A 25,664-nucleotide genomic window follows, 5' to 3' on the forward strand; every position below is an offset into this window, starting at 1 on the left:
GACCGGGTATTATTGACCCAGCTGCTTCTCCTTGATTTCAGCCAGGGTTTTGCAATCGATGCAAAGAGTGGCTGTAGGTCGAGCTTCCAGACGGCGCACACCAATCTCGACACCGCAAGAGTCGCAGAAACCGTAATCTTCTTCCTCAATACGAGTCAGAGTTTTATCGATTTTTCTGATCAGTTTGCGCTCGCGATCCCGGGTGCGTAGCTCCAGGCTGAACTCTTCTTCCTGACTGGCACGGTCAGCCGGGTCAGGGAAGTTAGCTGCTTCATCCTGCATATGGTTTACGGTGCGATCCACTTCTTCCATCAACTCCTGCTTCCATTGCCTTAGGATGTTGGTGAAATGTTCGACCTGCTTTTCATTCATGTATTCTTCGCCTTCTTTCTCCACATACGGAGTGAAAGAGCGAAGCAAATTACCTTGATCGGCTTTTTTCTGTGCTGACATGATTACAGCCTCATCACCTTCTCATTAAGTAGCTCGACATACTTCTTGCCAAGCTTTCCATCCGAACGCCGGATAAGACCGGCTTCCTTGAAAGCTGAGGTCAACACTACGGGTTGCCAGAATCAGCTGCTAAATCTGGCCCCTATGCCTCTTGCCTTCCTCACAGAAGCGATGAAACTACCAAAACCTATGGCAATGCGCCATAAAAAAATGCTTCTGCCGCTGTCGACAAGTGATCATCCACATATTACATAGTAATCACAAAATACTGTCGGAGGAAACCGTCAACTGAGTATCATAGAATTCAGATTTAGAATATTAACGTCCGATTTAATAAAATATTGATATGAAATTTGAAAAAAATCTTCAGTCAGCCCTCCTGCTTCGTCGCTATAAACGGTTCATGGCAGATGTTGAGCTGGAGGATGGCAGTAGCATTACCCTTCACTGTCCGAATACCGGTTCCATGAAAAATTGTCTCTATCCGGGTAAACAGGTCTGGTATCTCGATTCCGGCAATCCCAAACGGAAATATCCCTGCACCTGGGAGTTGGCCGAGATCCCCGTTATGTTCGGATCAGAGGAGAAAAACACCCTGGCCGGATTGAATACCGGCAGAGCCAACAAACTGGTGGCAGAAGCGCTGAACCTGAAACAGATTTCCGGGCTGACAGAATACGATAAGGTTCGCAGAGAGGTACCTTACGGTGAAGAAAAAAGCCGTATCGACTTTTTGCTGCAGCAAGAAGGTTTGCCAGATTGTTATGTTGAAGTGAAAAGTGTCACTCTGGCAGTGGGTGATGGTCTGGGCTTGTTTCCTGATGCTGTCACCACACGAGGGACAAAGCATCTCAGGGAGTTGATGGCCGTGGTTGAGTCAGGCTATAGGGCGGTGCTGCTGTTTTGTGTTCAACACACGGGAATTGAACGTGTCGCTCCGGCTCATGATATTGACCCGGAATACGGTCGGGCCATTAAAGAAGCTGCAGCAGCAGGGGTTGAAATTATGGCTCTGGGCGCTGATATATCGACGCAGGAAATTACTCTGACCCGGACATTGCCCGTTTTTGATATTCAATAATCGGCTGATTCAACAACCATTGATAAGTCGCCTGCCCTGATTTCCAGATCCAGTGGCTATATTTCATTCCTCTTTTTGCATGATGGTTCGTGTAGCCTGCGAAATTACGTCTATTTTTAAGGGCGTGACATCATTACGTTATGGAACCTTTTAATGCTCAGAACCGCAGTAGTCGGGACGGGATATCTGGGAAAGTTTCACGCCCATAAGTACGCCATGTTACCTGGATCTCAGCTGGTCGGGGTGGCAGACATTGATGAAGACAGTGGTCGTCTTGTTGCCAGAGACTGTGCTACAGAGTTCTTCGCTGATTACCAACAACTGTTAGATAAGGTGGATGCTGTCAGTATTGCGGTACCTACGTTGCTTCATCATAAGATTTCCAGGGATTTTCTCAGGGCTGGTGTGCATGTACTGGTCGAAAAGCCCATAACCTCCAGCCTGAATGAGGCCCATGAGCTGGTTCAGATAGCCAGACACCAGAAGCTGGTTCTGCAGGTAGGTTGCCTGGAGCGCTTTAACGAAGCACTTTCCGGGGTAGGCCCGCTGTTGAACAGACCCCGCTTTATTGAGTCCCACCGGCTGGCCGGATTCAAGCCACGTTCCATGGATATCAATGTGGTTATGGATCTTATGATCCATGACCTGGATATTATTCTCAGCATGGTCAACCAACCACTGGTGGATGTCGCTGCCAACGGTACCGCTGTTCTGTCTGACTCGGTGGATATTGCCCAGGCACGGCTGACATTCAGCGGTGGCTGCGTAGCCAATGTGACCGCAAGCCGGATCAGTCAGAAAGCCAAGCGAAAAATGCACATCTTTCAGGAGAAGTCGTGCATTTGTATCGACTTTCAGTCTCTGAATCTGTCGCACTTTTACAAAGGCAAAGGTGAGATGTTTCCCGGCATTCCAAATATTGAGTGTGATGCACTGAATTATAAAGACAGCGACTCCCTGCGCAGGGAAATAGAAGATTTCCTAAACTGTGTTCGTCACTCAAAAGCACCCAGGGTCAGCGGTGAAGATGGCCAGCGTGCCCTGGAGTTAGCTACCCGGATTTCCGACATCATTGAAGGAGGCATCCAGTGAGCTCGGAACCACTGATCCCGATGGTGGATACACTCGCCTGGCACAAGCCTGTTCAGCAGGAACTCAGGTCGGCGGCCACACGGGTACTCGACTCAGGTCGTTTTCTGATGGGAGAGGAGGTGATGGCTTTTGAGCAGGAAGTCGGAACCTTTCTCCAGGCTAATCATACAGTCAGCTGCGCTAATGGCACCGATGCCCTGGTGCTTGCACTCTCAGCAGCGGGTCTGGGGCCTGGTGACGAAGTCATCACGACGCCCTTTACTTTTTTTGCCACCGCTGAGGCCATCGTTCGGGTGGGAGCAACACCAGTGTTTGCGGATATAGAACCAGAGACGTTTAATATTGATCCGCTTCGGGTAAAGGAAGCGATTACTGAACACACTCGTGCAGTGCTGGTGGTTCATCTGTTTGGTTTGCCTGCCCGTATTCAGGAAATTCAGAGGCTCTGTGAGGAGCGATCTCTGCTGCTGATTGAGGATTGCGCCCAGTCTTTTGGTGCTTCAGTCAACGGCAGAATGATGGGAACCTGGGGTGACCTTGGTTGTTTCAGTTTTTTCCCCAGCAAGAACCTCGGTGGTTTTGGTGATGGCGGTCTAATCACCGCAAAGACGGAGTCTGTGGCGGAGCAGCTTAAGCTATTGAGAAACCACGGCAGTAGCGCCCAATACCGACATGAACGCATGGGTTTCAACAGTCGACTGGATGAAATGCAGGCGGCGCTGCTCAGGGTCAAGCTAAAGCATATTGCACGTTATAACGAAGAGCGAAAAAAAATAGCAGAAGACTACCGCTCCTGTCTGCAGGGGATGGATGTTCTGTTGCCGACAGGACAGGAGCATGTTTACCACCAGTTTACGGTATTGACCGATCAGCGAGATCAACTGAGGGAGCATCTGGCCAGCCAGGGCGTTGCATCAGCCCTGTATTATCCGATGCCACTGCATCAGCAGCCGGTGTTTGAGGGTTTGCCAATGACACAGGATCTTTTTGTTGCCGAGCAGGTGTCCCGGCATTGTCTTTCCCTGCCTGTTTTTCCGGGGATGACGGAGACACAAGTGAATCGGGTCGCTGAGTCGGTTTCCCGTTTCTTCTCGGATGACAGTGCAGAATTTGCGTACTGGTTCGCCGGAGTCGCACCCTGAATAACTGGCACTGTGCGGTATTGGTAATGGCCCTTTTTTCCTCTCAAGTGGTCCATTCAGCCCCGTTTTATGATCAGCTTGAGGCGGTTCAGCTGGACGATGCCCACTTTGATGCTCAGGGGCGAGTGGTGATGATCGGCAATATTGATCGCAAGGTTGTCTGTCTTCGCCCTATGCGAAAAGGGTTGCCAGAGATTAGTGCCGAGAGTCTGGGTGAACAGTTAAGAGTCCATTTATACGGTCATGGAGGCAGTGGCTGGACGCTTCTCTGGGGGAGTGTCGACAAGGCTATGGCCCTGTTTGAGAAGAAGGCCAGAGAGCATAAATTCAACGACCAGGTCCCCATTACGGTCATTGGCGCGGGCTGTATGGGAAAAGCCTTGGCTTTATCACTCCATCATGCAGGCTACCGGAGCATTCGTATTGTCGCCGAGCAAGACAACCGTATTGCTTCTCTGAACTCAACCGGCTATCTGGCCATGGTGTCTCTGGCAACAGAAAATGAAACAGAGAAAAAAGAGGCTGAACAGCTGGCCATTGAGACGCTCAAGGGTTACCAAAGGGTAGACAGCGGAACCCATCCCATCATCAATGAAGGGGTTCATCTTATTGATGTTTACAGTGGTCTGGGCAAAGAAGACGAGGAAGGTCCCCTGGAAACTTATACCGGTATTGAGCCCTTTGCCGAGGCAGGATTGTTACCCAAACCAGAGAAAGGCGTGGTTGAGTTTTCGACCGGTGTGAGTTACCCGATGCAAAAATTCCGGACTTACTTTATGGATACTGCTGTCATTATGGCAGCCTTTGATCGTGAACTCAGAACCAGAAAGATTCCCGTGATCCATAAGACAGTGGACAGTCTGGATGATATTAAAACCGATGTTGTTTTTAACTGTTCCGGGCTCGGGGCCGGCAAACTGAATCACGATGACAGGGTCTACCCAAACATGGGATTGTTGCTGGATCTGGCTCATCAACCCCTGAAAAAGCTCGACTACATTATTTACACTCGCTACCAGCCGCCGGGAGCACCGAAACGAACCAGCCCTGCGGATAAAGCGGACATCTATTTTATGCCCAGAGGGGGAGGGTTACTGGGAGCCACTTTTGTCGACCACAATGACGGCTCGGATAAGGCTCTGAATGAAGCCTTATTTACAAAAATACTAAGGGAAAACAAGCAGTTTTTTGGCTATCCAATTAACCCTCATTGAGACGCTGAGCAGGTATCAAAGAACGGACCGATGAACCCAGCCGAAGTCAAAAAAACAGCAGCGCCAAAGAGGCATAATGACCAACTATGGGGCTGCCGATGGCTACAGCAAAACCAGCCAAAGAATTGGCAACCGTTCCGAGTCCGGAAATTCCTCCAAACGGTAAACCCAACTCTCAACTTTGTTACCTGAACAATTACCGGAGAGATGAACGCACAGCAGCCAGCCTGCCGGCACTGAGGGCCATATTCGTGAGTAATCCGGAGGCAATGTCGGCCCCATCCCTGGCTCTGAAAACAGAAGGAATGGCGCTGTCAAACAGGTCGTCGTCTGATGAACTGGACGAAGAGCTATCATCAGAATCGGACTGAACAGCAGTCCTCCTTGGCTGAAACTGAACAGGATTGCAAGAGCCATAACTATTTCCTGTGTCTGATGAAGACACTGTCAATAGTCGCTCCTGAGACGGTTGCAGCGCATTGGAAAGGGTGTCCATCCTGATAGAGTTGGTGATCTCTCGCTCCCGAATATCAGTGCCCCTGAAGTCATTGCCAGCAACACAAAGGCAGCTAATACCAGCGCCAACAATAGCGCCAACAGGACCGCCGAGGTAGGCACCTACGGGCTTGAAACCGGCTACACAATAACAACCCAGAGCTGAGACAGCACCACTCAACAAGGTAGCGCCGCCAACCGGTAAAACCCATTTTGAAACAACGCCATCCGGACACTTAAAAGTAGAATCCGATGCTCTGTCAGCCGTCAGTTGTGGCTGTTTTATCACCGGTGGGAACGCAGAATTTGCTCCATTCATATTTCTTTTCTCCTCAGAAAATAAGTTATTTACACCCCGGGATTTTCCATTGCATTAATGCTGACTGTACCCGGTGGATTAAATTCTGAGACTGAATCATGCTGCAAAAGTTCCTCCGGAGTTGCGCCGGGAGTAGCGCTTCTACGGATAGATCTTTAAGTTAAGAGATAAGGAAGGATCACCCGCATTTGGCTGATAACGAACAGCAGCTCCTATCCGGGGACAGCCAGCAGCAGTTGGCTGGGACCGAACAGGACCGGTACTGCCAGAACTATTGCCTGCGGCCAATGAAGTCAATGCCGATGTTAGCTCCTGACACTGTTGCTGCTCACCGGTGAGGATGTTCGTCATCGTAAATCCTGTAATTGCTCGTTCCTGAAGCCCGGTGCAGCTGGGGGATTTGCAGGCAACATAAGTGCCAACAGCGGCTCCAGCAACAGTGCCAATAACAAGACAGCAGGCAGCAGAGGCACCTACAGCAGCACTACTTGAGCTGGTGTAGGCATTTACGGGGTTCAAGCAGGCTGTAGCAGCACCACACAGGATACCGACAACACCACCGATCACGGAACCGCCGCCAACCTTTGAAACAGCGCCATCCGGACACTTACAGTTATTATCCGGTGCTATCTGAACCGTCAGTTGCGGCTGTGTTATCACCGGTGGGAAATCTAATGTATTCATATTTCTTCTCTCCTTAGAAAATTAAGTTATTTACACCTCAGGATTTTCCATTGCACTAATGCTGGCTGTAATCGCTGGCATTAAATATTTAGATCGAATCATGCCGCAAAAGTTCCTCCAGAATTGCCACAATTCAGGCTAAAGGCTCTTGTAAGGGCTAACGGGGATGTTACTAAGAAGCCTTCGCAAGAAGGGTAAAGCCCACTAATGGCGAAGTAATGAATTTGCTGGGCTGGAAAAACTTCGAGGTCTTAAAGGGCAAACTTGAGCTTTAATGTCCGTTGCCTGTGCAAGTATTAAGGTTAATGTGAACTTTAAGACCTTCCGGCGTGGTGGGCTTGTCGGGAATGCTCAACCCTTCCACCGGTTGCAGTACCTGAGTGATATAGTCCGACGATGCTGGCAGCTCCAGGTTCTGCCCCTGACTGCCCGCCAGACCCAACTGCACCAGATCACGGCGCAAGACAACGGCATCACCGGCGGCCCCGGTGCGACCCAATAGCCGGTTCAGGATTTCCCGAACGTAGCGGTCAACACTGCTGGGTAGTGCAGGGAAGCTCATAATTCGTTAGTCCTTTATTTCTAATCATTATTCGCCTATAAGTACGTATATGCGTACAATGAAGCCAATAAAATAAATACTGGAGTTTGCATCATGGATGTTATGAGTTATTCAGATTTTCGTGCACAGCTGGCCAGTACCATGGATAGGGTGAATGATAACCACAAGCCTGTAATGGTCACACGGCAAAATGGTAAGCCAGCTGTACTTATGTCTGTCGAAGATTTCAATGCTTATCAGGAAACGGCTTATCTAATGTCCAGCCCTGAAAATGCTCGTCGTTTAAATGAAGCCATCGCTGAAATTGAGGCCGGTAATGCAGTCCAGCATGGACTAATAGAGGAATGATACTTTCTTGGGCTGAAACCGCATGGGAAGATTACCTGTTCTGGCAGTCTCATGACAACAGAATGCTAAAGCGTATTAATACCTTAATAAAAGACACTAAGCGGCAGCCGTTCGAAGGTCTGGGTTGTCCAGAACCACTTAAACATGATAAGTCGGGTTACTGGTCGAGGCGTATTGATCGGGAGCACCGCCTTGTTTATAGAGTGACTGATGCCGGTTTATTTATAGCTCAGTGTCGTTTTCATTATTAAAGTGACCCCATACTGCTGGCCATAATCACAGCGGTCACGGTATCGGTTCCCTCTAACTCAAAATGCCACCGTGAACTCCGACCGGCTGGCAGACGAAAGCCCCGATCTGAGTCACGGCCTGTGTCATCACCAGTTCATCATCGCGATAGAGTTTAAACGTCAGACTGTTGTAACTGCTGGCTTGGACCCTGGCGGCGTTAGACTTGACCGGGCTGCCCTGATAGACCTTGCTGCGCCATTGATAGGGTAGCAGTGCTGTGCCTTTATCCCAGGCTTTGATGCTGGCACCGGTGCCCATATACAGGTTGTCATCTTCCAGATCACGAAAGCAGGCACTGGCATACTGACCCTGTTCGTTAAAGTCGCCAGACTCTGGATCAAAGATAAAGCCACCGCCGTCGGCTTCGCTGCCATAAAAACCAAAGTAGTTGCCATAATGTCCGTTGCCTTTTCTTAACTTTTAATTCCCATAGAGGATATATTATGACTTACGGAGTAACCACAACAACCAGCACCGCAACTGGTGCAGTATTTCAACCGCCGCAGAATAGCGCACCATAGTCCAAGGCCAAAACGGGCACTGTACAGTCTGTTCCTCATGCAGTCTTTAGCAATGCTGGATTCGTGCATGATGTTGACACTGTATCGTTTATTCCACGTGCAGAACATTAGAAAACAGTCACAAGCCTGTCAGACCGGAAGGCTGAAAGTCTTTTGCTGGCTCTGCATAGCAATAAAACAAAAGCCGATAGTGTCAGTGATTCCGAAATCACTGACGCAGATTGGGCTCTTGCGAAAGGTCTCGTAGAGGCAAAGATGCAGCGTCAAAGAGAGGCTGAGCAATTGGCTAAGGCTCTGGAAAACTTTTATAGATCTTCTCTAGCGTAAGCCACCTAATCCACCGTCTCTGACGGTGCGACTCAAAAGAACTCTGACGAAACCATCGTACAGGGTGCAAATATGGCCTCCTCTGGACCACAAGTTCTTTAAGGAGGCCGTTATCGAGACTGGCAAAGCAAATCCGGATTGATTCAGCGAGTAATATTCTGACTGACATCTCAATGCACTCACCTGCGCTCTCACCAGGCAACCTGCCTCCTGGTTTCGCCTGACACTGCTTTAAGATTGGTTCTTAAAAAACTCGCACCGAAATTCCCCGGTCTCATCGACAACGTGAAATATGAACTTTTATATCCCTCTGCCTGTCTAAGTATTTAGGTGGACAAGGATTTTAATGTCCATTGCCCATTCTTAACTATTCATGGAGGATTCATTATGACTTACGGAGTAACCACAACAACCAGTCCTGCAGCTAGTACGGTATTTCAACCGTCGCAGAATAGCGCACCAGAGTCCAAGACCAAAACGGTTACTGTTGTAACGTCTATTCCACCTGCAGATCATTCGGAAACGGGCAAAAGCCTCAAAGCAGACCGGGCAGCATCTCTCTTCGAGGCTAACACTATGCTGCAGGAGACATGCTTAACAATAGAAGTCAGTCAGGATGATGCGACTCTGGTGCAAAGTCTTATTGATGCAGGTAGTCGTGTGGAAAATGATGTCGTGACTAAAGCTCATTCGCGCTCTACGGAAAGCAATAGGCCGATCGGGCTGTAGCCCAAGCTTACCACCAGGCAGACAAAGATAAGGAGCTATATAAGAATGGTTGGGCTCGCCACTAAGGTTACTCAAAGAACCAAACCCTGGTAAACCCGCCTCTGCGGTGTGACTCGAAAGAACTCTGGCGAAACCATCGTGCAGGGTAAAAAATGGCCTCCCCTGAACCACAAGTTCTTTAAGGAGGCCATATTCGAGACTGGCAAAGCCAACCCCGGATTGATACAGCCAGAGATATTGGATTGCATCAGACATCTCAGTGCACTCACTTGTGCTCTTACCAGGTAGCCTGCCTCCGGGTTTCCTCTGACACTGCTTTGAAATTGGTTCTTGACGGGCCTCGGGATTCTCCAGTCTCATCGACAACGTGAAATATGAACTTTTATGTCCGTTGCCTGTCCAAATACGTAGGAGGGCGAGAACTTTTATGTCCGCTGCCGATTCTAAATTATTAATTTTCATGGAGGATAGATTATGACTTATGGAGAAAGCCAAACAACCAGCACTGCAGCTGCTACGGTATTTCAACCGCAGCAGGGTGGCGCACAGGACTCCGATACCAAAACGGTTGCAGTGCCGTCTATTCCACGTGTTGGTCAACTTTCGCAAGCAGGTACAAGTCTTGCGGCTCGAAAAGCAATGTTAAGCGAGGCTGAAACTGGAATGTACTCTTCGGCAAGCACTGAAGAGGCCATTGCCTCTGGCGAGAGCCTCAGCGAAGCCTGCTTCGCAAGAACAACGGACAATGACAGAAGCCTGCCCTCTGCTTTCTCTGTATTACCGTTAGCCAAAGCCGTCCCATCATGGGAGGATTTTCTCCCCCCTGAAGGCACATTCGATCAGGTCGACAGCGGTTTTCAGTGGCTCAGGGATCAAAACGCCCGACTGCAACCATTTTTTAACTCCGGTGGCGGACTGGATTGTCTCGCAAACCCGGAAAAACTGAGCATGACACCGGAAGGATTAAAATTACTGGCAGAGACCAGTGACAACGTGAATCGGCTGCTTCATGGGGCTCACACAATGTTGTATGGGTACCAATTATTCTTGTCGCTGGCTGGAAACAACGGTTCAGGCGTGGTCAATTCATTGCGGGCAGAATTACCGCAATTGGTCAGCCGGTTCGAGACACTGAAACAGACCATCCGATCAGGGTTAGAGAGTGTCAGACATGCTCTTTATGACGTTGAAGAAGGGCGGATGTACTGTAGTGACTGGGTGGACGCTTGTCATCAGCTTCACTTCTGTCTTCAATCAGTCAACCCCACAGAGCCTGAGCAGGTTCAGAGTGTCCGTGCACTGATTTTTGTCTTGCAACTGTGCTCCATAAAGATAAAAGCATTAATCGATTACTCTGCACTCGGGTCAGAGTGGTGATGCTTTGGCTGTTCTGTAATTGTGTTGTATAAACTACTCATTTTCCAACCTCCGGTAGCCAGTCGTCATCCATGATCTTTTCAAACGTCCATGGACAATACTCGGGGAAGCCGCTTTTGTTCAGGCGCTTGCTTTCGATCTTGATGTATTTGTTCATTTGTTTGACGGCTTCTTTTTTAGCCTGAGAGTAGGCTTCTGCAAGTACTTCGTCTATCTTTGGCTGAAGACAGGGGTTTTCTTTTATATGGTCTTTAATATCTACTCTCGGGTTGTTGATACTGGGTATCCAAGTGTAGAGAACTTTGTCTTCTACCCACGAATCTTTCAATACTAGCTTTTGGTAAGCGTATTTCAAAAGATGTATGAGCAATGTTCTTAGATAAGACCTTAATTCTTTTTTCGTATCGCCCATACGTTGTTCCATCGCCTCCAACAGATTGTCGATGTCGAGTTTGTCAAATTGGCGCTGGGCCAGCAGTTCACGCTGTTGGGTCAGCCATTGGGTGTAATCGGTTTTGTATAAACTACTCATAAAGGCTTACTCCGTTCAGTGGATACCAGTCTTCAGACATCATTTGGTCAAAAGACCAAGGGCAGGTGTCGGGAAAGCTGCTGTTATCCAGTTTTGGGCATTTTGGCGGCATGTGACGATTCATTTCCCGAATGGCTCCTTTTTTCCCAGCAGGATACGACTCACTTAAAACATCTTTCACCCGTTGTTTTAGGCTGTGATTTTTTATGATTAATCTATTAATCGCATCCCTGGCGTTATCGATAGTATCCATCCAACCTTTAATTACTCTTTCAGAGGCTACCGAATCCTTCAGAACGGATGTTTGATAATCCATTTTAAGTAAATGAAGTATGAGATTAATTAGATAGCTCTCCAGATTGTCTACCTTGGATTCTATCCCCAACTCCAACTCCTCCAACAAATTCTCGAGGTCTAATTGTTCAAAATTACGATTTCTCAACAGGGTCACCTGCTGACTCAGCCATTGATGATAATCAGTGTTATATAAGCTATTCATCGTTTTACCTTAACTGGATACCTTTAAAAAAATACCTCCATTGCCCAACCACTTTAGGCAAATAACAGAAGGGAAGCAAAATGAATTACCAAAGCACAGATGCCTTTGCCGGGGGCTTTGCCCGTGGTTTTGGGCTGGTCAATTCGGCCATTGATGCCAAAGAGAACCGTCGGTATCGCAAACATAAGCACAGGGAACTCAATGGATAGACATTGGTCCAATAACGTAAGTTATTTGAAAATCAGAGAGAAGAGTAAGAGATATGAACGGAATCAAACCGCCCAGCAGCCCAGACAGCCAGTCAGCACTTTATCAAAAGCCGAGCGACAATTGCCCTGTTTGTCTCGAAACTTTTGCCGGAAGGGAAGTCATGGTTCTCAAACAATGCAAACATATGTTTCACAGAGACTGCCTGGAACGGTGGCTATCGAAAAATTCAACCTGTCCATCTTGCAGAACCTCTTTAGTGTCCAGGGAAGTAGAACTATTGCGAGCCTTAAGACCCAGTGATCAATCCCGAGCCCAAGCCTTGGCCATGTTATCGAGACTTTCTGCTGCGACCCGTGAGAATGGAAACTCCTCTACAGACAGGCAGAGATTGGACCGGCAGGCTAGAGAAGCCATAGCATCGAGCTATATGGCTATGCGGGGTGAGACAGACAGGCAGGAGCCAACGAGTTCAGATTTAAGTAATATAATGCTCTGATTCAGTTGCCTTTGCAGGCACTTTAACATCATTACCTGCTGCCAGAGCAAGCGTTCTGCCCAGTGAGTTGGTCAGTTTCGTCACAACCGATTCAAAGAAGCCAGCGAGGGATTCTCATTAGAATGCACGTCTGTGGCCTGATGATTTGTTGTAAAGAAACAAGAACATCGTCCCAATAACAGGATTCAAGCTCAGTGATCTCTTGGCCTGTTCAGATGTTTGATTCGACCGGTTGCCACAAACAGATCAGAAAAAACAACATCATTTGACCACTGAATATCAGACCTGTAGTATCTTCCGCCCTCTCGCCTGAAATTGTTTAATACTGAGGTAGTCTCAGCGCCTTCACTTAAACAACTTCACCTGAAGAGCTTCAGTCAATCAACCTGACTTTGGGAGCCACTCGTCTTTATGTCTGATCTTTCAGAATCACGTCACAGTCTTAACTTGCCCGTCTTTGTCGGTGCAGCCAGTATCATTCTTCTGATAGTAGTCTCTACGGCTCTGTTTCCGAAGCAGGCCGAGCTTTATTCCACCTTCTTGCAAACGGCCATAATGACCAACGCCAGCTGGTTTTATGTGACGGCAGTCGCCATTATCCTTATCGGCGTCGCTATTGTCGGCCTCTCCCGTTATGGCGATATTAAGTTAGGCCCTGACCATTCCGAGCCGGACTTCAGCTTCGGCTCCTGGTTTGCCATGCTGTTTTCAGCCGGTATGGGGATTGGCCTGATGTTCTTTGGCGTGGCGGAACCCGTTATGCACTTTCTCACTCCCCCTGTGGGCGATCCTGCATCCATCGAGTCCGCCCGGGAGTCCATGAGAATTACCTTTTTTCACTGGGGGTTTCATGCCTGGGCCATCTACGCCATTGTGGCTCTGATTCTGGCGTTCTTTGGCTATCGTCATAATCTGCCGTTAACCCTCCGTTCAGCGCTTTTCCCGATTGTGGGTGATCGTATTCACGGTGTTATTGGTCATATTATTGATATCTTTGCCATTCTGGGTACGACCTTTGGTGTGGCTACAGCTTTGGGTTATGGCGTGCTTCAGGTCAACTCGGGCCTGAATTACCTGTTTGATGTTGATGTAAGCACTCATGTTCAGGTGGTTTTGATCGTAGTGATTACCGCTCTGGCCACGCTCTCTGTTGCTTCAGGGCTTGATAAGGGAATTCGTCGTTTATCCGAGATCAATCTGCTGCTGGCACTGTTGCTGATGGCCATGGTCATTATTCTCGGGCCTACTATCCTGCTGTTGCAGATACTGGTGCAGAATATTGGCAGTTATCTGTCCGATATCGTCGACAAAACATTTAATCTCTATGCCTATGAACCGACCGACTGGATGGGTGGCTGGACTCTGTTTTACTGGGCATGGTGGTTGTCCTGGTCGCCTTTTGTCGGCATGTTTATTGCCCGTATCTCCAGAGGCAGAACCATTCGCGAGTTTATCTGTGGCGTGCTGTTTGTACCGGCCTGTCTGACCTTTATCTGGATGACCGTATTCGGAAACACTTCCATTGATCTGATTATGAATCATGGTGCGGAAGATCTCGCTGACATTGTTCAGGTCGATGTTTCACTGGCGCTCTTCAAGTTTCTGGAGTATTTCCCGGCCACTGAGTTCCTGTCAGGAATCGCCATTATCATGGTCGTGGTGTTCTTTGTAACCTCTTCCGATTCCAGTGCCATGGTGATTGATATGCTGGCTTCTAAGGGTGAAGGGAAAACACCGGTCTGGCAGCGGGTATTCTGGTCTACCCTGATTGGTCTGGTTGCCCTGGTACTGATGCTTGCCGGAGGTCTCAAGGCGCTCCAGACAGCCACTATTGCAACGGCTTTGCCATTCGCTGTGGTGTTGCTGGTTTCCGGTTATGGGTTGTTAAAAGCGCTGGCACTGGATGCTGCCAAGAAAGAAAGTCTGACCCAAACCACCCTGGCTCCGAGCCATGCCAATGTTTCAATTCCATGGCAGAGTCGATTGCAGAATATTACCCACTTCCCGGCGCGCAAAAGTGTCAGGGTCTTCATGAGAAGTGTCGTGTTACCGGCAATGAAGTCCCTGTCCAGAGAGCTGGAAGAGCAGGGAGTGGAAACCGGAATTGATTTTGATCGCAACAAAAGTATTGCCTCTCTCAATGTTTTTCATGGTGAGGAACAGGACTTTCTCTACAGGGTCAGCCCTCGTTCCTATGTTCAACCCAGTTTTGTCATTGATGACGAAGAAGAGAGCAAGTATTACCGGGCAGAAGTCTTCCTGAGGGAGGGTGGTCAGGATTACGACATTATGGGCTGGACCCGGGAACAGGTCATTGGCGATATTATTGATCAGTACGAGAAACATATGCACTTCCTGCATATGGTTCGCTGAATCAACGGCGCTCGCTCTGCTGGAAAGTTGTCGTTTGGCAGGCTTTCGGGCTTAAGGTTTATCGAATTTTGCGTAAAACCCCCTCGCTTTAGAGGTTGTCGCAAAACTCTGGTTCCCATGCTCTTAGGCCCTGTGGGTCCCAGCGTGGGAACGAGCTGTTGGAGTTCTGCGACACCCTCTAGCACTTAGCCTTTTGCATCTCTTCTTGGTTGTTGTACCGGTTATTATCGTTTTACCTTGTATCGTACCGCCGCGATAGTCAAACCCGACTATACTCAGCCCACCCAAACAATAACCTACGGTAAAAATAATGCTTCACCAACCTTTGTATACCGCTTTGCTGGAAGCCGGTGTATCCGATGAAACCGCCAAAGCAGGAGCGCAAATAGAATGGCACGTTACAGAGAGCCGACTGGACAGAATAGAAAAAAATCTGTCAATCGTCGGCAGCGACACTGCCGCACTGAAAGACGGGCAGAAAAAACTGGACTCCAGAATGGACAAGCTGGAAGCCAAAGTAGACAGGCTGGAAGACGGGCAGAAAAAACTGGACTCCAGAATGGACAAGCTGGAAACAAAAGTAGACAAGCTGGAAACCAAAGTAGACAGGCTGGAAGACGGGCAGAAAAAACTGGACTCCAGAATGGACAAACTGGAATGCAGTCAGGAAATACTCGTCAGTGACCATAGAAAAATAGTAACCAAGCTGGAGGAACACGACGTAAAACTGGAACTAATACTCGACTGCGTAAAAAACATCATGGACAACACTTAACAGAGCAATGGATGGAACTAATTATTGGATTAACAGTCAAATGTTAATGTGATTCGTCTTTATTCAGTCAGATTGGTACTGCAAGGACAGGAATGAGAAAATCAGCTTCAGGGTTTTTCTTTGTATTAAAGATCGGAATGCTGATTTTCCAGAACTTATGGTATTTGGCTGTCCTGTAATGGTTCCAACATACGCCCACAATGGAGTTAGGCAAAATGGATTTTTATCAGTTAAAAGGTTTGACTCAACAGCTGCATGAATTGAAGGTGGTGCAACCCAATGGCTTTTCAACAGAAGCAGAAGATGGCTCCACCCAGTTCCTCGGCAGGCAGGTAAAGCGACAGGATGGCACCACCGCACAGACTGAGAAAACTGCTCAAAAAAGACCGGCAAATGCAACAGACGACCCTTTACTGCCCGGTAAACTTCGTAAAATAATGCCAGAAACTGAACTTTTACCTATGAAAAATGAGCAGTTAATGTCAGAGGGATTATTCATTACTGCTGGAAGTAAACCGCTATCTGAACGGCAGGTTAATCTTGAGACACAACCCTTTGATTCAAGAGCTGAAGCTATACAGATGGCCGCCAGGAATCTGGTGAGTCAATTTCAACTTGAGGCAATAGAAAAGTCACCAACCAATGAAGTGCAATGTGCCGTTTTCCTTGAGTGCCTGAAACTTGATGTTGATAATACGCTGATAAGGCTAAACACAACAACATCTTTAAATGGGGCTCAAAAGCTCCTGATTTTGTTGGCAGCTGAAGAAGAGCAGAAACAACAGAATAAATGTCCACTTCCTGAGGGCTACTGGATACTTGCGAGGATTCCGTTATCCATCGGTTTTGAGAAGGCAAAGAACCTGTTTCAGCGCCTACCTGATACGCCTTCTCTGCCAGAGGTGGACAATGTCATTAATGAGCAGTTGACAGCATTAAGACCTGATAAAATGCTCAGGGACAGACTTTTGGAGGTCAGACAACCCCTTAAATCGGAAAACAACGAACTTTCCAGACAGCTGTTGTGTGAAGTTGACAATATTGAAAAAAAATTTATCCCAAAAGTTGGATGGAACGGCCGTTTATCAGACGCTGAGGATTATAGAAATTTCAAGGTCTATACAAGAAGATTGTTGTATCTCTATGCATCCTGTTCCGGTTTTTCACAGCAGGCTGATATTGCTGAGTTAACGTCGTACATTAGATCCGTTCTTTACATCATCGAGCCAAATAACCGTATACCAGATAACATCTGGCATATTGCTAAAGAGCTGGCCTATTTGTCGAAACAACCCGGCTCCATCGATTATTGCCACTATATTAGTACCCTGGCCCATTGTTTGAAAACACCGGCACCTGTCGCCTTACAGTTTAAAAATCTCAAACAGCTCAGTGATATCAAAGGGTTCGCTTTACTTGAAAGCAAACCGCTGGACAAGTATCTAACCGTACTCAGAGCAAACATTGATAAGATAGCCCCGGAATATTCGCGGGTATTGCTCGATGCAGTTGACGTTCTGGAAAAAGAATGTGCCGGTATATCACTACCTGAAGGCAAGTCTGATATCAAAGCGAAAGTGCATCGACTTTTAATGATTATTGCCGCCTGCAAATCATCCAAAGAAATAATGGATACTTCAGTATTGGTTCATTTTGTCACGGCCATCATGGAACATGGCAATAAAAAAAATATACCTTATCTAATCGCTGGGCTGGCCCGTCTGGTTCAGAGTACCCCGAAAATACAGAAAATACTGGGTGCCCCCGGAATCAGTGGCGGACCGCATTTGCGAATGGCGCCGCTGCAATGGCTGGCATTTGTACCCGATAGACTCTCAGAAGATGACATCGAGGAACTCTGTCAATCTTTGCAAGCTCCCAGCGCCAGCAAGAGCAGGCGACGGATGAAAGATGGCAAGATTTTCCACCAATGGCTGTCTACCCTTGAGCAGATGTTGGCCAGCGAGGTTATGAATAAGGCCATGGTAATGCCGATCCTGAAAAAGCTTACCCAAAGTCTGACTTATGAAAAACTGGGCTGGCTTTATATGTTATTCAACATGGGATACAGGTTTACTGCATTTCTGGACAGAATGGGCTTGAGCTGTCAGAAGGAAGGATTACCATTGATGATCGCTGAAAAAGGGGCTGACGCTTTGGTGGGAGTGAATAAAAAGTTCTCAAAATGGCTAATGAAACAACGACATCACCATCTCCTGCCTTTTTACATGGCATCAATGATAGAACAGGGGAATGCAGAAGTTGAAGACCTTACCCATCAGTTTATAGAGACCAGTGTTAACAACACTTTTGTTCAGAGCAGGCAGTCACCGCTGCACAATCCACACCTGCAAGCCATTTACAAGAAATATCCCCGATTGGAAGCAGGTTGGGGAGCGAACTTCAGTGGTTTCAGCGAGGAAACCCGAAACAAGCTCTTGTCCCAGGGGGAAACCCTGAAGCTGACAGAGGACCCCTGGGATCTTTTTATCAGTGGGCTTGAAGTTAAAAGCTGTCTATCACCTGACGCCCTGAGTTTTAAAATTGGACTGATGAGTTATGTGATGGATGGACGCAATGCCATGATTGTCATAAAGAACCAAAAAGGAAATATCCTCAGCAGAAGTGTGATTCGCATGGTGCTGGATCAGGATGATTGCCCTGTGTTATTGCTTGAAAAAGGCTATCCCGATAAGCGTAATTTATTGTTCATTGATGCCGCACGGGACATTGCTGACGAGATGGGCCTGCCCCTTTACCACTACCTGGATGCTAAAACAGGTACAAAAGGTATGATAAAACTTCTGGAAGGGAGAGCACCTCTCGATTATTTTGACGCTTTTCCTTTATTAAAGGAGAGACAGAAACTTACGATTACCGACGTACAACGTGATGTAAGGTAGTCATAACGGATGCTTGCAGGCTCCTCAGCTCTTGATTAAAACCGCAACGAGCGCAACACTCGCTGTTATGGCTAAGGTTCAAGCTACCTTGTCAAACACTTAAGAAAGACATTTCTGGCACCGTTGATGTCACGATCAACGGTGAAGCCCTCACCCTTAATAACCTTGAAAGAACCTAATTTTTCGTCAATGGTATCGTTCCATCCGCCTTTCACCACCCCTATCAGGAATACATGGACTCGTAAAAAATGCCCAAAATTTGAATGATCGTCCACTGCCTTTCCTTCAAACCAACCACATGTTCCTCCTGATTATTGACCGTTAATACACTAGGAGGCCGACCGAGAATAGCGCCCGTAGCGAGGACGGCAGAAAATTGAGGATGAAAATTCGGTTTTGTGAGGATTGCGCCTTGCAAGCGCGTAAAATCTTGTGACCTGAAATGGTCATCGCGGTAAAGCTGTGGTCGGCAGCCGTGTACCGAGTCTTGCGTGGTAGAAGGTAACGACTACTGCGAAGCGTAGACAGGGTGATAACAGGCCGTAACGTCTGCTAAGGGATAATTAGCCCCGAAATTGAACGTGGTTGAAGTAGCTGACCTTCTTTCTCAATGGGGAAAGCGGAAGTCGGGAGCTCCGCTAATGACAAGGCATCCCGACTGCTTCCGGGGTTCGTACCCACGGCATGTTATCGAATGATTTTACGTGAACAAGGGAGATCCTGAACGTTCAGGCGGAGCCTGTAGGGTCCGACGAGCCTGTAAAGCAAGAACGACTTGATGACGTTCAGGAAGTCAGACCAGCTGATAGTACTCCGAGGCGGGGAGAGCCCGTCACATGGGGAAGCGGCTGGCGGTATTTGAGCCTTTCCAGGGAAACATGGGCTCCACATCTGAGGGAGTTACGGTCTTTTACGCAGTGAGAAGGTAAACCAGCCATGGCAACGGGACTGGAGAGGGTAGCAGCGAAAGCCCGGAGTTATCCGAAACTTCGCTTTACAAGTCTGGCACATCATATTACCCCGGCGAGCCTGTGTATGAATCTGAACAAGATTCCACACAACACATCGCCCGGAGTCGATGGGCTGACTGTCGAAGAGACAAAGAAAGACTTTAAGCGGTGGTTGGAACAGACACTGACGTCTATCCATCGGCAAGGCTACAAGGCACCGCCGGTCAAAAGGGCATGGATACCCAAGCCGGGAAAAAAGGAAAAGCGCCCTCTGGGTGTTCCCTGCATCAATGACCGGGCTTTGCAGCGAAGTGTTGCTGATGTGCTGAATGCTATTTATGAGCAGGACTTTTTGCCCTGTTCCATGGGTGGCAGGCCACGACTGGGAGCGCACCATGCCCTGTCCACTTTTAACGAGGTGGTTTCAGGCCGAAAGGTCAGCTGGGTGCTGGAAGCGGACTTGAAGAACTTCTTTGGGAGTCTTGACCATGGATGGCTGCTTCGTTTTGTGGAACACCGGGTCGGTGATCCCAGAATCCTGAACCTTATACGGCGCTGGTTGAAAGCCGGGGTGATGGAGGCCGGGGAGTTGCAAGAGTGTGAAGAAGGTACGCCTCAGGGTGGGCCGATCAGCGTAGTTCTGAGCAACCTGTACCTGCATTATGTACTTGACCTCTGGTTCGAGTGCATGGTCAAGCCTCGGCTAAAAGGCGAGGCATGGCTGATCAGGTACATTGATGACTTTGTGGTGTGTTTTCAGTATCGCAGTGATGCGGAGCGGTTCATGAATGTGCTGCCACAGCGACTGGAGAAGTTTGCGTTGAAACTGGAGCGGGATAAAACCCGGTTAGTCAGGTTCGGACGTTTTGCCAGTCGTGGGGGAAGACGACCGGAAACGGTTTACTTCCTTGGCTTTACGCACTACTGCACAAGGAATCTGAAAGGAAACTTCATGGTGGGAAGGAGAACGGAAAAATCCCGCCTAAGACGCAGCATAGCCAAACTGAAGGAACTGCTGAGACGAATACGCCATGAACCGCTGCACGAACAAGTGACAGCGATCAATCGACGGTTGAGAGGGCATTATGCGTATTACGGTCTGGGAGGAAACTTCCGAAGTATGGAGAAGCTTTACCGGTTTGTTGACCGCTACTGGTACAAGATGCTGTGTAGCCGATGCCGGAAAGGCAAGATTCCATGGGAAAAGTACCATAACCTCAAGCAGCTTCTGCCGCTACAGAAACCGAGGATAATGCTGCCTTTTATGGCAATGAAATCCATGGCTGTGCTGTGAGTCAAATATCGAAGAGCCCGGTGCGGGAAATCCGCACGCCGGGATCTGAGGGGGTTGGAGCTACAATTGGTAGCTCCTTCTACCCGGTGAATAGCGAGCTATTTGACGAACAAAAGCGGATTTTTAGACCAATTTGCTGCCGCCGCAGTAGGGCAGTCTATTCTCGGTCGGCCTCCTAAGCCCCTGAAAACAGAAAAATACCCATCTTGCTGTTGGGTTCTGGCAGGGCTTTTTTTTCTGGTCTGGAAATACACGACTTTGCTTTTTCAGTTCCTGCCTGATTCTGTGCTGGATAGCAGCATAGACCATCAGGCACAGAGTCATCACCATTAACAGGGCTTCAATACGTTCCGCTTTCTTCAAATAGAGCGAAGAGACCAGAAAGTCCGGGCTCTTCAGGAACCGAAAGCCGCCTTCAACTTTTTGTTGCGACTTATAGATAGACAGCAGCTCAGAGGCATTCAAACTATTTTTATCCAGCTCATTGGTGCTTAGGATAAAACAACCCAGTGAGGCCTCTGCATGCTCCCTCTTCTCGCAGGAAACAAAGCATTCAACCTGCACAAAGTACTCGAAGTGATCAGGCTTGCTATCCGGCGATGGTCTTCCTTTGCCCGAATAGCAGGGTTTACAGATAACCTCAGGCTCTGTTTCGCTTTGGCAAAGTTTCGATTGTTTCTGCCACAAGGCAAAAGCCTTCAATGCATCGTCCCGGCACAAAAAGGCCTTTTTGCTCAGCTTCTCCAGATCACGGGCCTCTTTCAATGACTGTTTTTGCATCTTTCGGGTCAGTGTTTTCCGTTCACTAAGCCCGCGCTTTTTGTTGAGAAACAGGAACCATCGTTGTTGAACCCCTCCGTAGCAGGAAGGCACTTCAGCTGAGTAATAATCTTCATAGCCTTCAACAGGCTCCAGCGACATGGTTGGCGCTTTGCAGACCAGCTCCTTTGCCTCCTTGATGTTCAGGGGTACCCGGGAGATAAACAGCTGCTTTTGCTCATCAAGCGACTGAAGGGTTTCTGCAACATACATGGCAGCATCAGCAACCAGATAGCGGCTATTCAAAGCAGCCTTAAAACATGACAGATGATTTTTGATAATTTCCTGAAAACAGGTTTTGTCGTTTACATTACCGCTGGCAGGGGCCATAAACACAGGGATGCCCGCCTGGTTTTCAGTCATTAACTGTAAGACTACCTGGTTCAGGTCAGGCCGGTGGTCACGGCTGTAACCTTGGCAGATATGAATACAGTTCAAGTCGTCTGGATTGTCATGACTGTTATAGACTCCATCCACATGAAAGCTGGTGCCATCCAGATTTAATGCCTTGCAAGGAAGTTTCAGATGATTGACGACCTTGACGGCCAGATTGAGATACAAGTCGCTAACACCAGCGTCGTACAAACTGTCGAGAGCCCGACCAAGTACCTTATCGTTCAAGTGTTCAGCCTGTATACCTTCCCCGATAAGGCGGTCAATCGGCTTATCCTCAAAAAACTCAGGGAGCATGTATAGAGTTTGCCCCGTAAAGCCCAAGCCATTGATGATCATTGCAACTACAGCTTGTCCAATAGTGACATTACGAACATCGGAGTCATTTGTGATACGGGCATCAATGTATTCGGCTATCTTTAACTCCCGACACATAGCGGCAACCAAGCCAAGGTGGTTGAGGTTCTTAGACTGGTATTGAGCTTGAGACATGTTGGTGTACCTGAATGTCTGTTTATTTCTTTGACAACAGATTTTAGGCAAATATCAATCGGTGTGGTGAAAGGCAGTTCCATGATTGAGTCTTGGATGTATAGGCTTCGTTGCAATCAACTACATGCTTTCCATACTTTTTTGCGCACCACTTAAGCCGAATTTTGAATTGGTAGTGATTGAGGTCAAGCATCTGGCGGCAGGTGTTACGGCGAATGGTGCGAACCTTCTTATCTTTGCGTGTGACCATACCTCTTGTCTCAAAGGTTGGCAAAAATACAACGTCGTAGTTCGACACCAGCTCGAACGCCAGCCGGTTATGCAGATCAAGAACAATGTCATCCTTTTTGCATTTCAGCCGGTCAATTTCCCTCTTGAAATGAATAATCCGATCTCTTGCCCACTGGGGCATGTCGGGGAACTTAACGCCCTTCTGAGTGTTCAGGATTTTTTGCTTTTGACTGATCAAGCTGTCCACTTGCTTCATCAGTGGGAACAGCTTTGTTTTTGCAACCTTATCACCCGCTATCAACGCCTCTTTTTCGCTGTAGCAAGTGGCAAAGGTGCGAACTCCGGGGTCAACTCCAACGCATCTAACCTTCCCTTGGATTTCGGGATTTAGTTCAATATGTTGTTGAACCTGAATGAACCAGCGACCTTTGTCGTAGGTTATGACACAAGACTTGCCAATCGCTTCTGCTGGCACATCTTCTGTCAGGTGAATCTTGCCAAGAGCCTGTACGCAGGGATTTAACCCCTTTGGCAAACGGTCAATAGAGAATGAGTGCCTGCTACCTTTGCGGCTTTTGAAACTGATTTCTGCAAAGCCCTCTTTAGCTCCCTTGAGCTTCTTGTTGTGCTCGCAAACCGCTTTGAATGTGGTCGCTGCCGCCAGTGTTCCATTATCAGAAACAAGCGAGTTATAAGCCCTGCCACTTTCTTTTTGCTCTTGCTTCACTTGAGCTTTAATGGCAGGTCGCATGTTGATGAATTTTCCGCTGGCATCTTTATAGTCATCATTGCGGAAACGCTCAACAGCAAGGTTGTACGACCTGCGATAGAGTATCAGGGCATCGTGATAGGCTTGCTTATTCTCTGGGTAAAACCTGATCTTTTTTGACGCTACTATCTTTGCGTCTTTTAGCAGATCGCTTCCCGTAGTGGCTATTGCAGAATGAGGTAATGAAACCGATAAGCTCTTGGGTGTCGAATGGCTCACAGGCGTTATCCGGGTCATCCAAAACCTCGATGTATCCTCCCGATAATTCAACAAGCCATTTGATGAGTCCAAACCCTGATCGGGCAAGGCGATCTTTCGTGGCAACCACAATATGGGTTGGATTTCCGCACACCGCTGATTCCAGAATGGTTTGCAGTCCTTTTCGCTTAAAGTTGAAAGCACTGGCAATGTCGCTGATAAATTCTGCATCAGGGTGCTCTTTGAGTAAGATACGCTTTTGGCTAGCTTTGTAGTTGAACCCCACAAGATAAATTCACCTTTTGACGATTTATCTTGTGTCTGGCGTAATTAATTTTGCGATTGTTGCAATTTTATTTGACTGCCCGATCTAAATCAATAATCTGGTTCTTGTGAAGTTTTTTCTTTGTTTTCATGAAGGTTATTGTTGCTACTACCTTCATTTCTCATCTTCCAGAAATTCATAATCAACCACTTCCCCTGAGTCCATTTCCGCCTTTGCAATAAGTATCCTTTCAACAAAGGAATAGGTTAAATCGGGGTTTTCCTCTAATATTTTTCCAATCTTAGCCCAGTGCTCTATTTGCTTGGGTGGGGTTCTACTCAGAGCCGAATCTACGATAGTAGCCTTTCGGACTAATTCATCATTAAGTCTCAATGGTGCAGAAGGCATGACAAATTCTCCAACTGATGATCATTCGTGATATGTAGCAGAGTACAATAAAAGTAGCAAATAGCTACAAAAAATCCCCGAGACTGGCAACAGACCCACAGTTTTAACCGGGTAGTCTTCCAACACTTAACAGAGCAATGGATGGAACTAATTATTGGATTAACAGTCAAATGTTATAGAGATTCGTCTTTATTCAGTCAGGTCGGTACTGCAAAGACAGGAATGAGAAAATCAGCTTCAGGGTTTTTCTTTGTATTAAAGATCTGAACGCTGATTTTCCAGAACATATGGTATTTGGCTGTCCTGTAATGGTTCCAACATACGCCCACAATGGAGGTAGGTAAAATGGATTTTTATCAGTTAAAAGGTTTGACTCAACAGCTGCATGAATTGAAGGTGGTGCAACCCAATGGCTTTTCAACAGAAGCAGAAGATGACTCCACCCAGTTCCTCGGCAGGCAGGTAAAGCGACAGGATGGCACCACCGCACAGACAGAAAAAACTGCTCGAAAAAGAACGGCAAATACAACAGACGACCCTTTACTGCCCGGTAAATTTCGTAAAAGAATGCCAGAAACTGAAGTTTTACCTATGAAAAATGAGCAATTAATGTCAGAGGGATTCTTCATTGCTACCGGGAGTAAACCGCTATCTGAACGGCAGGTTAATCTTGAGACACAACCCTTTGATTCAAGAGCTGTAGCTATACAGATGGCCGCCAGGAATCTGGTGAGTCAATTTCAACTTGAGGCAATAGAAAAGTCACCAACCAATGAAGTGCAATGTGCCGTTTTCCTTGAGTGCCTGAAACTTGATGTTGAGAAAACGGTATTAAAGCTGAACAAAACAAAAACTCTAAACGGGGCTGAAAAACTTCGGATTATGTTGGCTGCTGAAGAAGAACATAAAGGACCACTTCACGAGGCTTATTGGACACTTTTGAGGATTCCTTTATCCATCGGATTTGAGAAGGCAAAGAACCTCTTTCAAAGTCTTCCTGATACGCCTTCTCTGTCAGAGGTGCACAATCTAATTAATGAACAGTTGACAGCATTAGACCCTCAAATAAAGGTCAGGGACAGACTTCTAGGAGGCTGACCGAGAATAGCGCCCGTAGCGAGGACGGCAGAAAATTGAGGATGAAAATTCGGTTTTGTGAGGATTGCGCCTTGCAAGCGCGTAAAATCTTGTGACCTGAAATGGTCATCGCGGTAAAGCTGTGGTCGGCAGCCGTGTACCGAGTCTTGCGTGGTAGAAGGTAACGACTACTGCGAAGCGTAGACAGGGTGATAACAGGCCGTAACGTCTGCTAAGGGATAATTAGCCCCGAAATTGAACGTGGTTGAAGTAGCTGACCTTCTTTCTCAATGGGGAAAGCGGAAGTCGGGAGCTCCGCTAATGACAAGGCATCCCGACTGCTTC

Annotated in this window: 27 protein-coding genes; 15 read left to right on the plus strand and 12 right to left on the minus strand. The window is 47.7% G+C overall.

Annotated elements, in window-relative coordinates; genetic code table 11:
* Positions 1-9: 9 nt before the first annotated feature.
* Positions 10-453, minus strand: coding sequence for an RNA polymerase-binding protein DksA (gene dksA / locus ACOJUN_RS10045; RefSeq protein WP_422136493.1), 444 nt, complete (start codon positions 451-453; stop codon positions 10-12).
* 346 nt (positions 454-799) lie between these two features.
* On the opposite strand from dksA, the gene sfsA reads away from it, so the two are divergent.
* From sfsA to ACOJUN_RS10065, 4 genes are all read left to right on the plus strand, one after another.
* Positions 800-1,534 (plus strand): DNA/RNA nuclease SfsA, encoded by a 735-nt coding sequence (gene sfsA / locus ACOJUN_RS10050; protein ID WP_422136494.1) that lies wholly within the window; start codon positions 800-802, stop codon positions 1,532-1,534.
* A 153-nt stretch (positions 1,535-1,687) separates the two neighbouring features.
* Positions 1,688-2,626 (plus strand): Gfo/Idh/MocA family protein, encoded by a 939-nt coding sequence (locus tag ACOJUN_RS10055; RefSeq protein WP_422136495.1) that lies wholly within the window; start codon positions 1,688-1,690, stop codon positions 2,624-2,626.
* The gene (locus ACOJUN_RS10060) at positions 2,623-3,768 is read left to right on the plus strand and encodes a DegT/DnrJ/EryC1/StrS family aminotransferase (RefSeq protein ID WP_422136496.1); all 1,146 of its coding nucleotides are present in this window, start codon (positions 2,623-2,625) and stop codon (positions 3,766-3,768) included. Before ACOJUN_RS10055 ends, ACOJUN_RS10060 begins: the two co-directional genes overlap by 4 nt.
* A 26-nt stretch (positions 3,769-3,794) precedes the next feature.
* A complete protein-coding gene (locus tag ACOJUN_RS10065; RefSeq protein ID WP_422136497.1) occupies positions 3,795-4,982 on the plus strand; it encodes an FAD-dependent oxidoreductase in 1,188 nt (395 codons plus the stop codon).
* A gap of 196 nt (positions 4,983-5,178) precedes the next feature.
* On the opposite strand, the gene ACOJUN_RS10070 is transcribed toward ACOJUN_RS10065, so the two are convergent.
* The 3 genes from ACOJUN_RS10070 to ACOJUN_RS10080 all read right to left on the minus strand — a co-directional run bounded on the left by ACOJUN_RS10070 (position 5,179) and on the right by ACOJUN_RS10080 (position 7,042).
* Complete coding sequence (locus ACOJUN_RS10070) at positions 5,179-5,796, minus strand: hypothetical protein (protein ID WP_422136498.1); 618 nt, start codon at positions 5,794-5,796, stop codon at positions 5,179-5,181.
* A 141-nt stretch (positions 5,797-5,937) separates the two neighbouring features.
* On the minus strand, positions 5,938-6,480 hold the full coding sequence (locus tag ACOJUN_RS10075; protein ID WP_422136499.1) for a hypothetical protein: 543 nt from the start codon (positions 6,478-6,480) through the stop codon (positions 5,938-5,940).
* Positions 6,481-6,751: 271 nt separating this feature from the next.
* A complete protein-coding gene (locus tag ACOJUN_RS10080) occupies positions 6,752-7,042 on the minus strand; it encodes a hypothetical protein (RefSeq protein WP_422136500.1) in 291 nt (96 codons plus the stop codon).
* A gap of 93 nt (positions 7,043-7,135) precedes the next feature.
* Between ACOJUN_RS10080 and ACOJUN_RS10085 the strand changes: the two genes are divergently transcribed.
* Together ACOJUN_RS10085 and ACOJUN_RS10090 are read left to right on the plus strand one after the other, a co-directional pair.
* Positions 7,136-7,390 carry a type II toxin-antitoxin system Phd/YefM family antitoxin gene (locus tag ACOJUN_RS10085; RefSeq protein WP_422136501.1) on the plus strand — a complete coding sequence of 85 codons (255 nt, stop codon included), beginning with the start codon at positions 7,136-7,138 and terminating at the stop codon, positions 7,388-7,390.
* A complete protein-coding gene (locus ACOJUN_RS10090) occupies positions 7,387-7,641 on the plus strand; it encodes a Txe/YoeB family addiction module toxin (RefSeq protein WP_422136502.1) in 255 nt (84 codons plus the stop codon). Before ACOJUN_RS10085 ends, ACOJUN_RS10090 begins: the two co-directional genes overlap by 4 nt.
* Before the next feature lie 52 nt (positions 7,642-7,693).
* Here the strand turns inward: ACOJUN_RS10090 and ACOJUN_RS10095 are convergent, their stop codons facing one another.
* Positions 7,694-7,939, minus strand: a complete 246-nt coding sequence (locus ACOJUN_RS10095) for a hypothetical protein (RefSeq protein ID WP_422136503.1) — start codon at positions 7,937-7,939, stop codon at positions 7,694-7,696.
* Between the two features lie 977 nt (positions 7,940-8,916).
* On the opposite strand from ACOJUN_RS10095, the gene ACOJUN_RS10100 reads away from it, so the two are divergent.
* Entirely contained in the window at positions 8,917-9,258 is a 342-nt protein-coding gene (locus ACOJUN_RS10100) for a hypothetical protein (RefSeq protein ID WP_422136504.1), read from the plus strand.
* A 474-nt stretch (positions 9,259-9,732) separates the two neighbouring features.
* A complete protein-coding gene (locus tag ACOJUN_RS10105) occupies positions 9,733-10,635 on the plus strand; it encodes a hypothetical protein (protein WP_422136505.1) in 903 nt (300 codons plus the stop codon).
* A 37-nt stretch (positions 10,636-10,672) separates the two neighbouring features.
* On the opposite strand, the gene ACOJUN_RS10110 is transcribed toward ACOJUN_RS10105, so the two are convergent.
* Both ACOJUN_RS10110 and ACOJUN_RS10115 read right to left on the minus strand, forming a co-directional pair.
* Positions 10,673-11,167, minus strand: coding sequence for a DUF29 domain-containing protein (locus tag ACOJUN_RS10110; RefSeq protein ID WP_422136506.1), 495 nt, complete (start codon positions 11,165-11,167; stop codon positions 10,673-10,675).
* The gene (locus ACOJUN_RS10115) at positions 11,160-11,666 is read right to left on the minus strand and encodes a DUF29 domain-containing protein (protein WP_422136507.1); all 507 of its coding nucleotides are present in this window, start codon (positions 11,664-11,666) and stop codon (positions 11,160-11,162) included. Before ACOJUN_RS10115 ends, ACOJUN_RS10110 begins: the two co-directional genes overlap by 8 nt.
* A gap of 80 nt (positions 11,667-11,746) precedes the next feature.
* Here ACOJUN_RS10115 and ACOJUN_RS10120 point away from each other — a divergent pair, with 80 nt between their 5' ends.
* The 5 genes from ACOJUN_RS10120 (at position 11,747) to ACOJUN_RS10140 (ending at position 18,423) form a co-directional block, all read left to right on the plus strand.
* Positions 11,747-11,875: a hypothetical protein gene (locus ACOJUN_RS10120; protein ID WP_422136508.1), complete on the plus strand. Its 129-nt coding sequence runs from the start codon at positions 11,747-11,749 to the stop codon at positions 11,873-11,875.
* A 53-nt stretch (positions 11,876-11,928) separates the two neighbouring features.
* Positions 11,929-12,372 carry an RING finger domain-containing protein gene (locus ACOJUN_RS10125; protein WP_422136509.1) on the plus strand — a complete coding sequence of 148 codons (444 nt, stop codon included), beginning with the start codon at positions 11,929-11,931 and terminating at the stop codon, positions 12,370-12,372.
* Positions 12,373-12,783: 411 nt separating this feature from the next.
* Positions 12,784-14,745 carry a BCCT family transporter gene (locus ACOJUN_RS10130; protein ID WP_422136510.1) on the plus strand — a complete coding sequence of 654 codons (1,962 nt, stop codon included), beginning with the start codon at positions 12,784-12,786 and terminating at the stop codon, positions 14,743-14,745.
* A 310-nt stretch (positions 14,746-15,055) separates the two neighbouring features.
* Entirely contained in the window at positions 15,056-15,520 is a 465-nt protein-coding gene (locus ACOJUN_RS10135; RefSeq protein ID WP_422136511.1) for a coiled-coil domain-containing protein, read from the plus strand.
* 215 nt (positions 15,521-15,735) lie between these two features.
* Complete coding sequence (locus tag ACOJUN_RS10140) at positions 15,736-18,423, plus strand: hypothetical protein (protein WP_422136512.1); 2,688 nt, start codon at positions 15,736-15,738, stop codon at positions 18,421-18,423.
* Positions 18,424-18,506: 83 nt separating this feature from the next.
* Here ACOJUN_RS10140 and ACOJUN_RS10145 read toward each other — a convergent pair whose 3' ends face one another.
* The gene (locus tag ACOJUN_RS10145) at positions 18,507-18,698 is read right to left on the minus strand and encodes a hypothetical protein (protein WP_422137150.1); all 192 of its coding nucleotides are present in this window, start codon (positions 18,696-18,698) and stop codon (positions 18,507-18,509) included.
* Positions 18,699-19,359: 661 nt separating this feature from the next.
* Between ACOJUN_RS10145 and ltrA the strand changes: the two genes are divergently transcribed.
* Complete coding sequence (gene ltrA, locus ACOJUN_RS10150) at positions 19,360-20,667, plus strand: group II intron reverse transcriptase/maturase (RefSeq protein WP_422132384.1); 1,308 nt, start codon at positions 19,360-19,362, stop codon at positions 20,665-20,667.
* 123 nt (positions 20,668-20,790) lie between these two features.
* Here ltrA and ACOJUN_RS10155 read toward each other — a convergent pair whose 3' ends face one another.
* The 4 genes from ACOJUN_RS10155 to ACOJUN_RS10170 all read right to left on the minus strand — a co-directional run bounded on the left by ACOJUN_RS10155 (position 20,791) and on the right by ACOJUN_RS10170 (position 24,242).
* Positions 20,791-22,371 (minus strand): IS1634 family transposase, encoded by a 1,581-nt coding sequence (locus tag ACOJUN_RS10155; RefSeq protein ID WP_422136513.1) that lies wholly within the window; start codon positions 22,369-22,371, stop codon positions 20,791-20,793.
* A 43-nt stretch (positions 22,372-22,414) separates the two neighbouring features.
* A complete protein-coding gene (locus tag ACOJUN_RS10160) occupies positions 22,415-23,353 on the minus strand; it encodes a zinc ribbon domain-containing protein (RefSeq protein WP_422136514.1) in 939 nt (312 codons plus the stop codon).
* A 106-nt stretch (positions 23,354-23,459) separates the two neighbouring features.
* Positions 23,460-23,855: an IS607 family transposase gene (locus ACOJUN_RS10165; RefSeq protein ID WP_422136515.1), complete on the minus strand. Its 396-nt coding sequence runs from the start codon at positions 23,853-23,855 to the stop codon at positions 23,460-23,462.
* 153 nt (positions 23,856-24,008) lie between these two features.
* Positions 24,009-24,242, minus strand: a complete 234-nt coding sequence (locus ACOJUN_RS10170) for a TA system antitoxin ParD family protein (protein WP_422136516.1) — start codon at positions 24,240-24,242, stop codon at positions 24,009-24,011.
* A 345-nt stretch (positions 24,243-24,587) separates the two neighbouring features.
* Here ACOJUN_RS10170 and ACOJUN_RS10175 point away from each other — a divergent pair, with 345 nt between their 5' ends.
* A complete protein-coding gene (locus tag ACOJUN_RS10175; protein WP_422136517.1) occupies positions 24,588-25,340 on the plus strand; it encodes a hypothetical protein in 753 nt (250 codons plus the stop codon).
* Positions 25,341-25,664: the final 324 nt, after the last annotated feature.

Origin of the sequence: Endozoicomonas sp. ALD040, from assembly GCF_049275945.1 — a bacterium.
In the GTDB taxonomy this organism is placed as follows: Bacteria; Pseudomonadota; Gammaproteobacteria; order Pseudomonadales; family Endozoicomonadaceae; genus Endozoicomonas_A.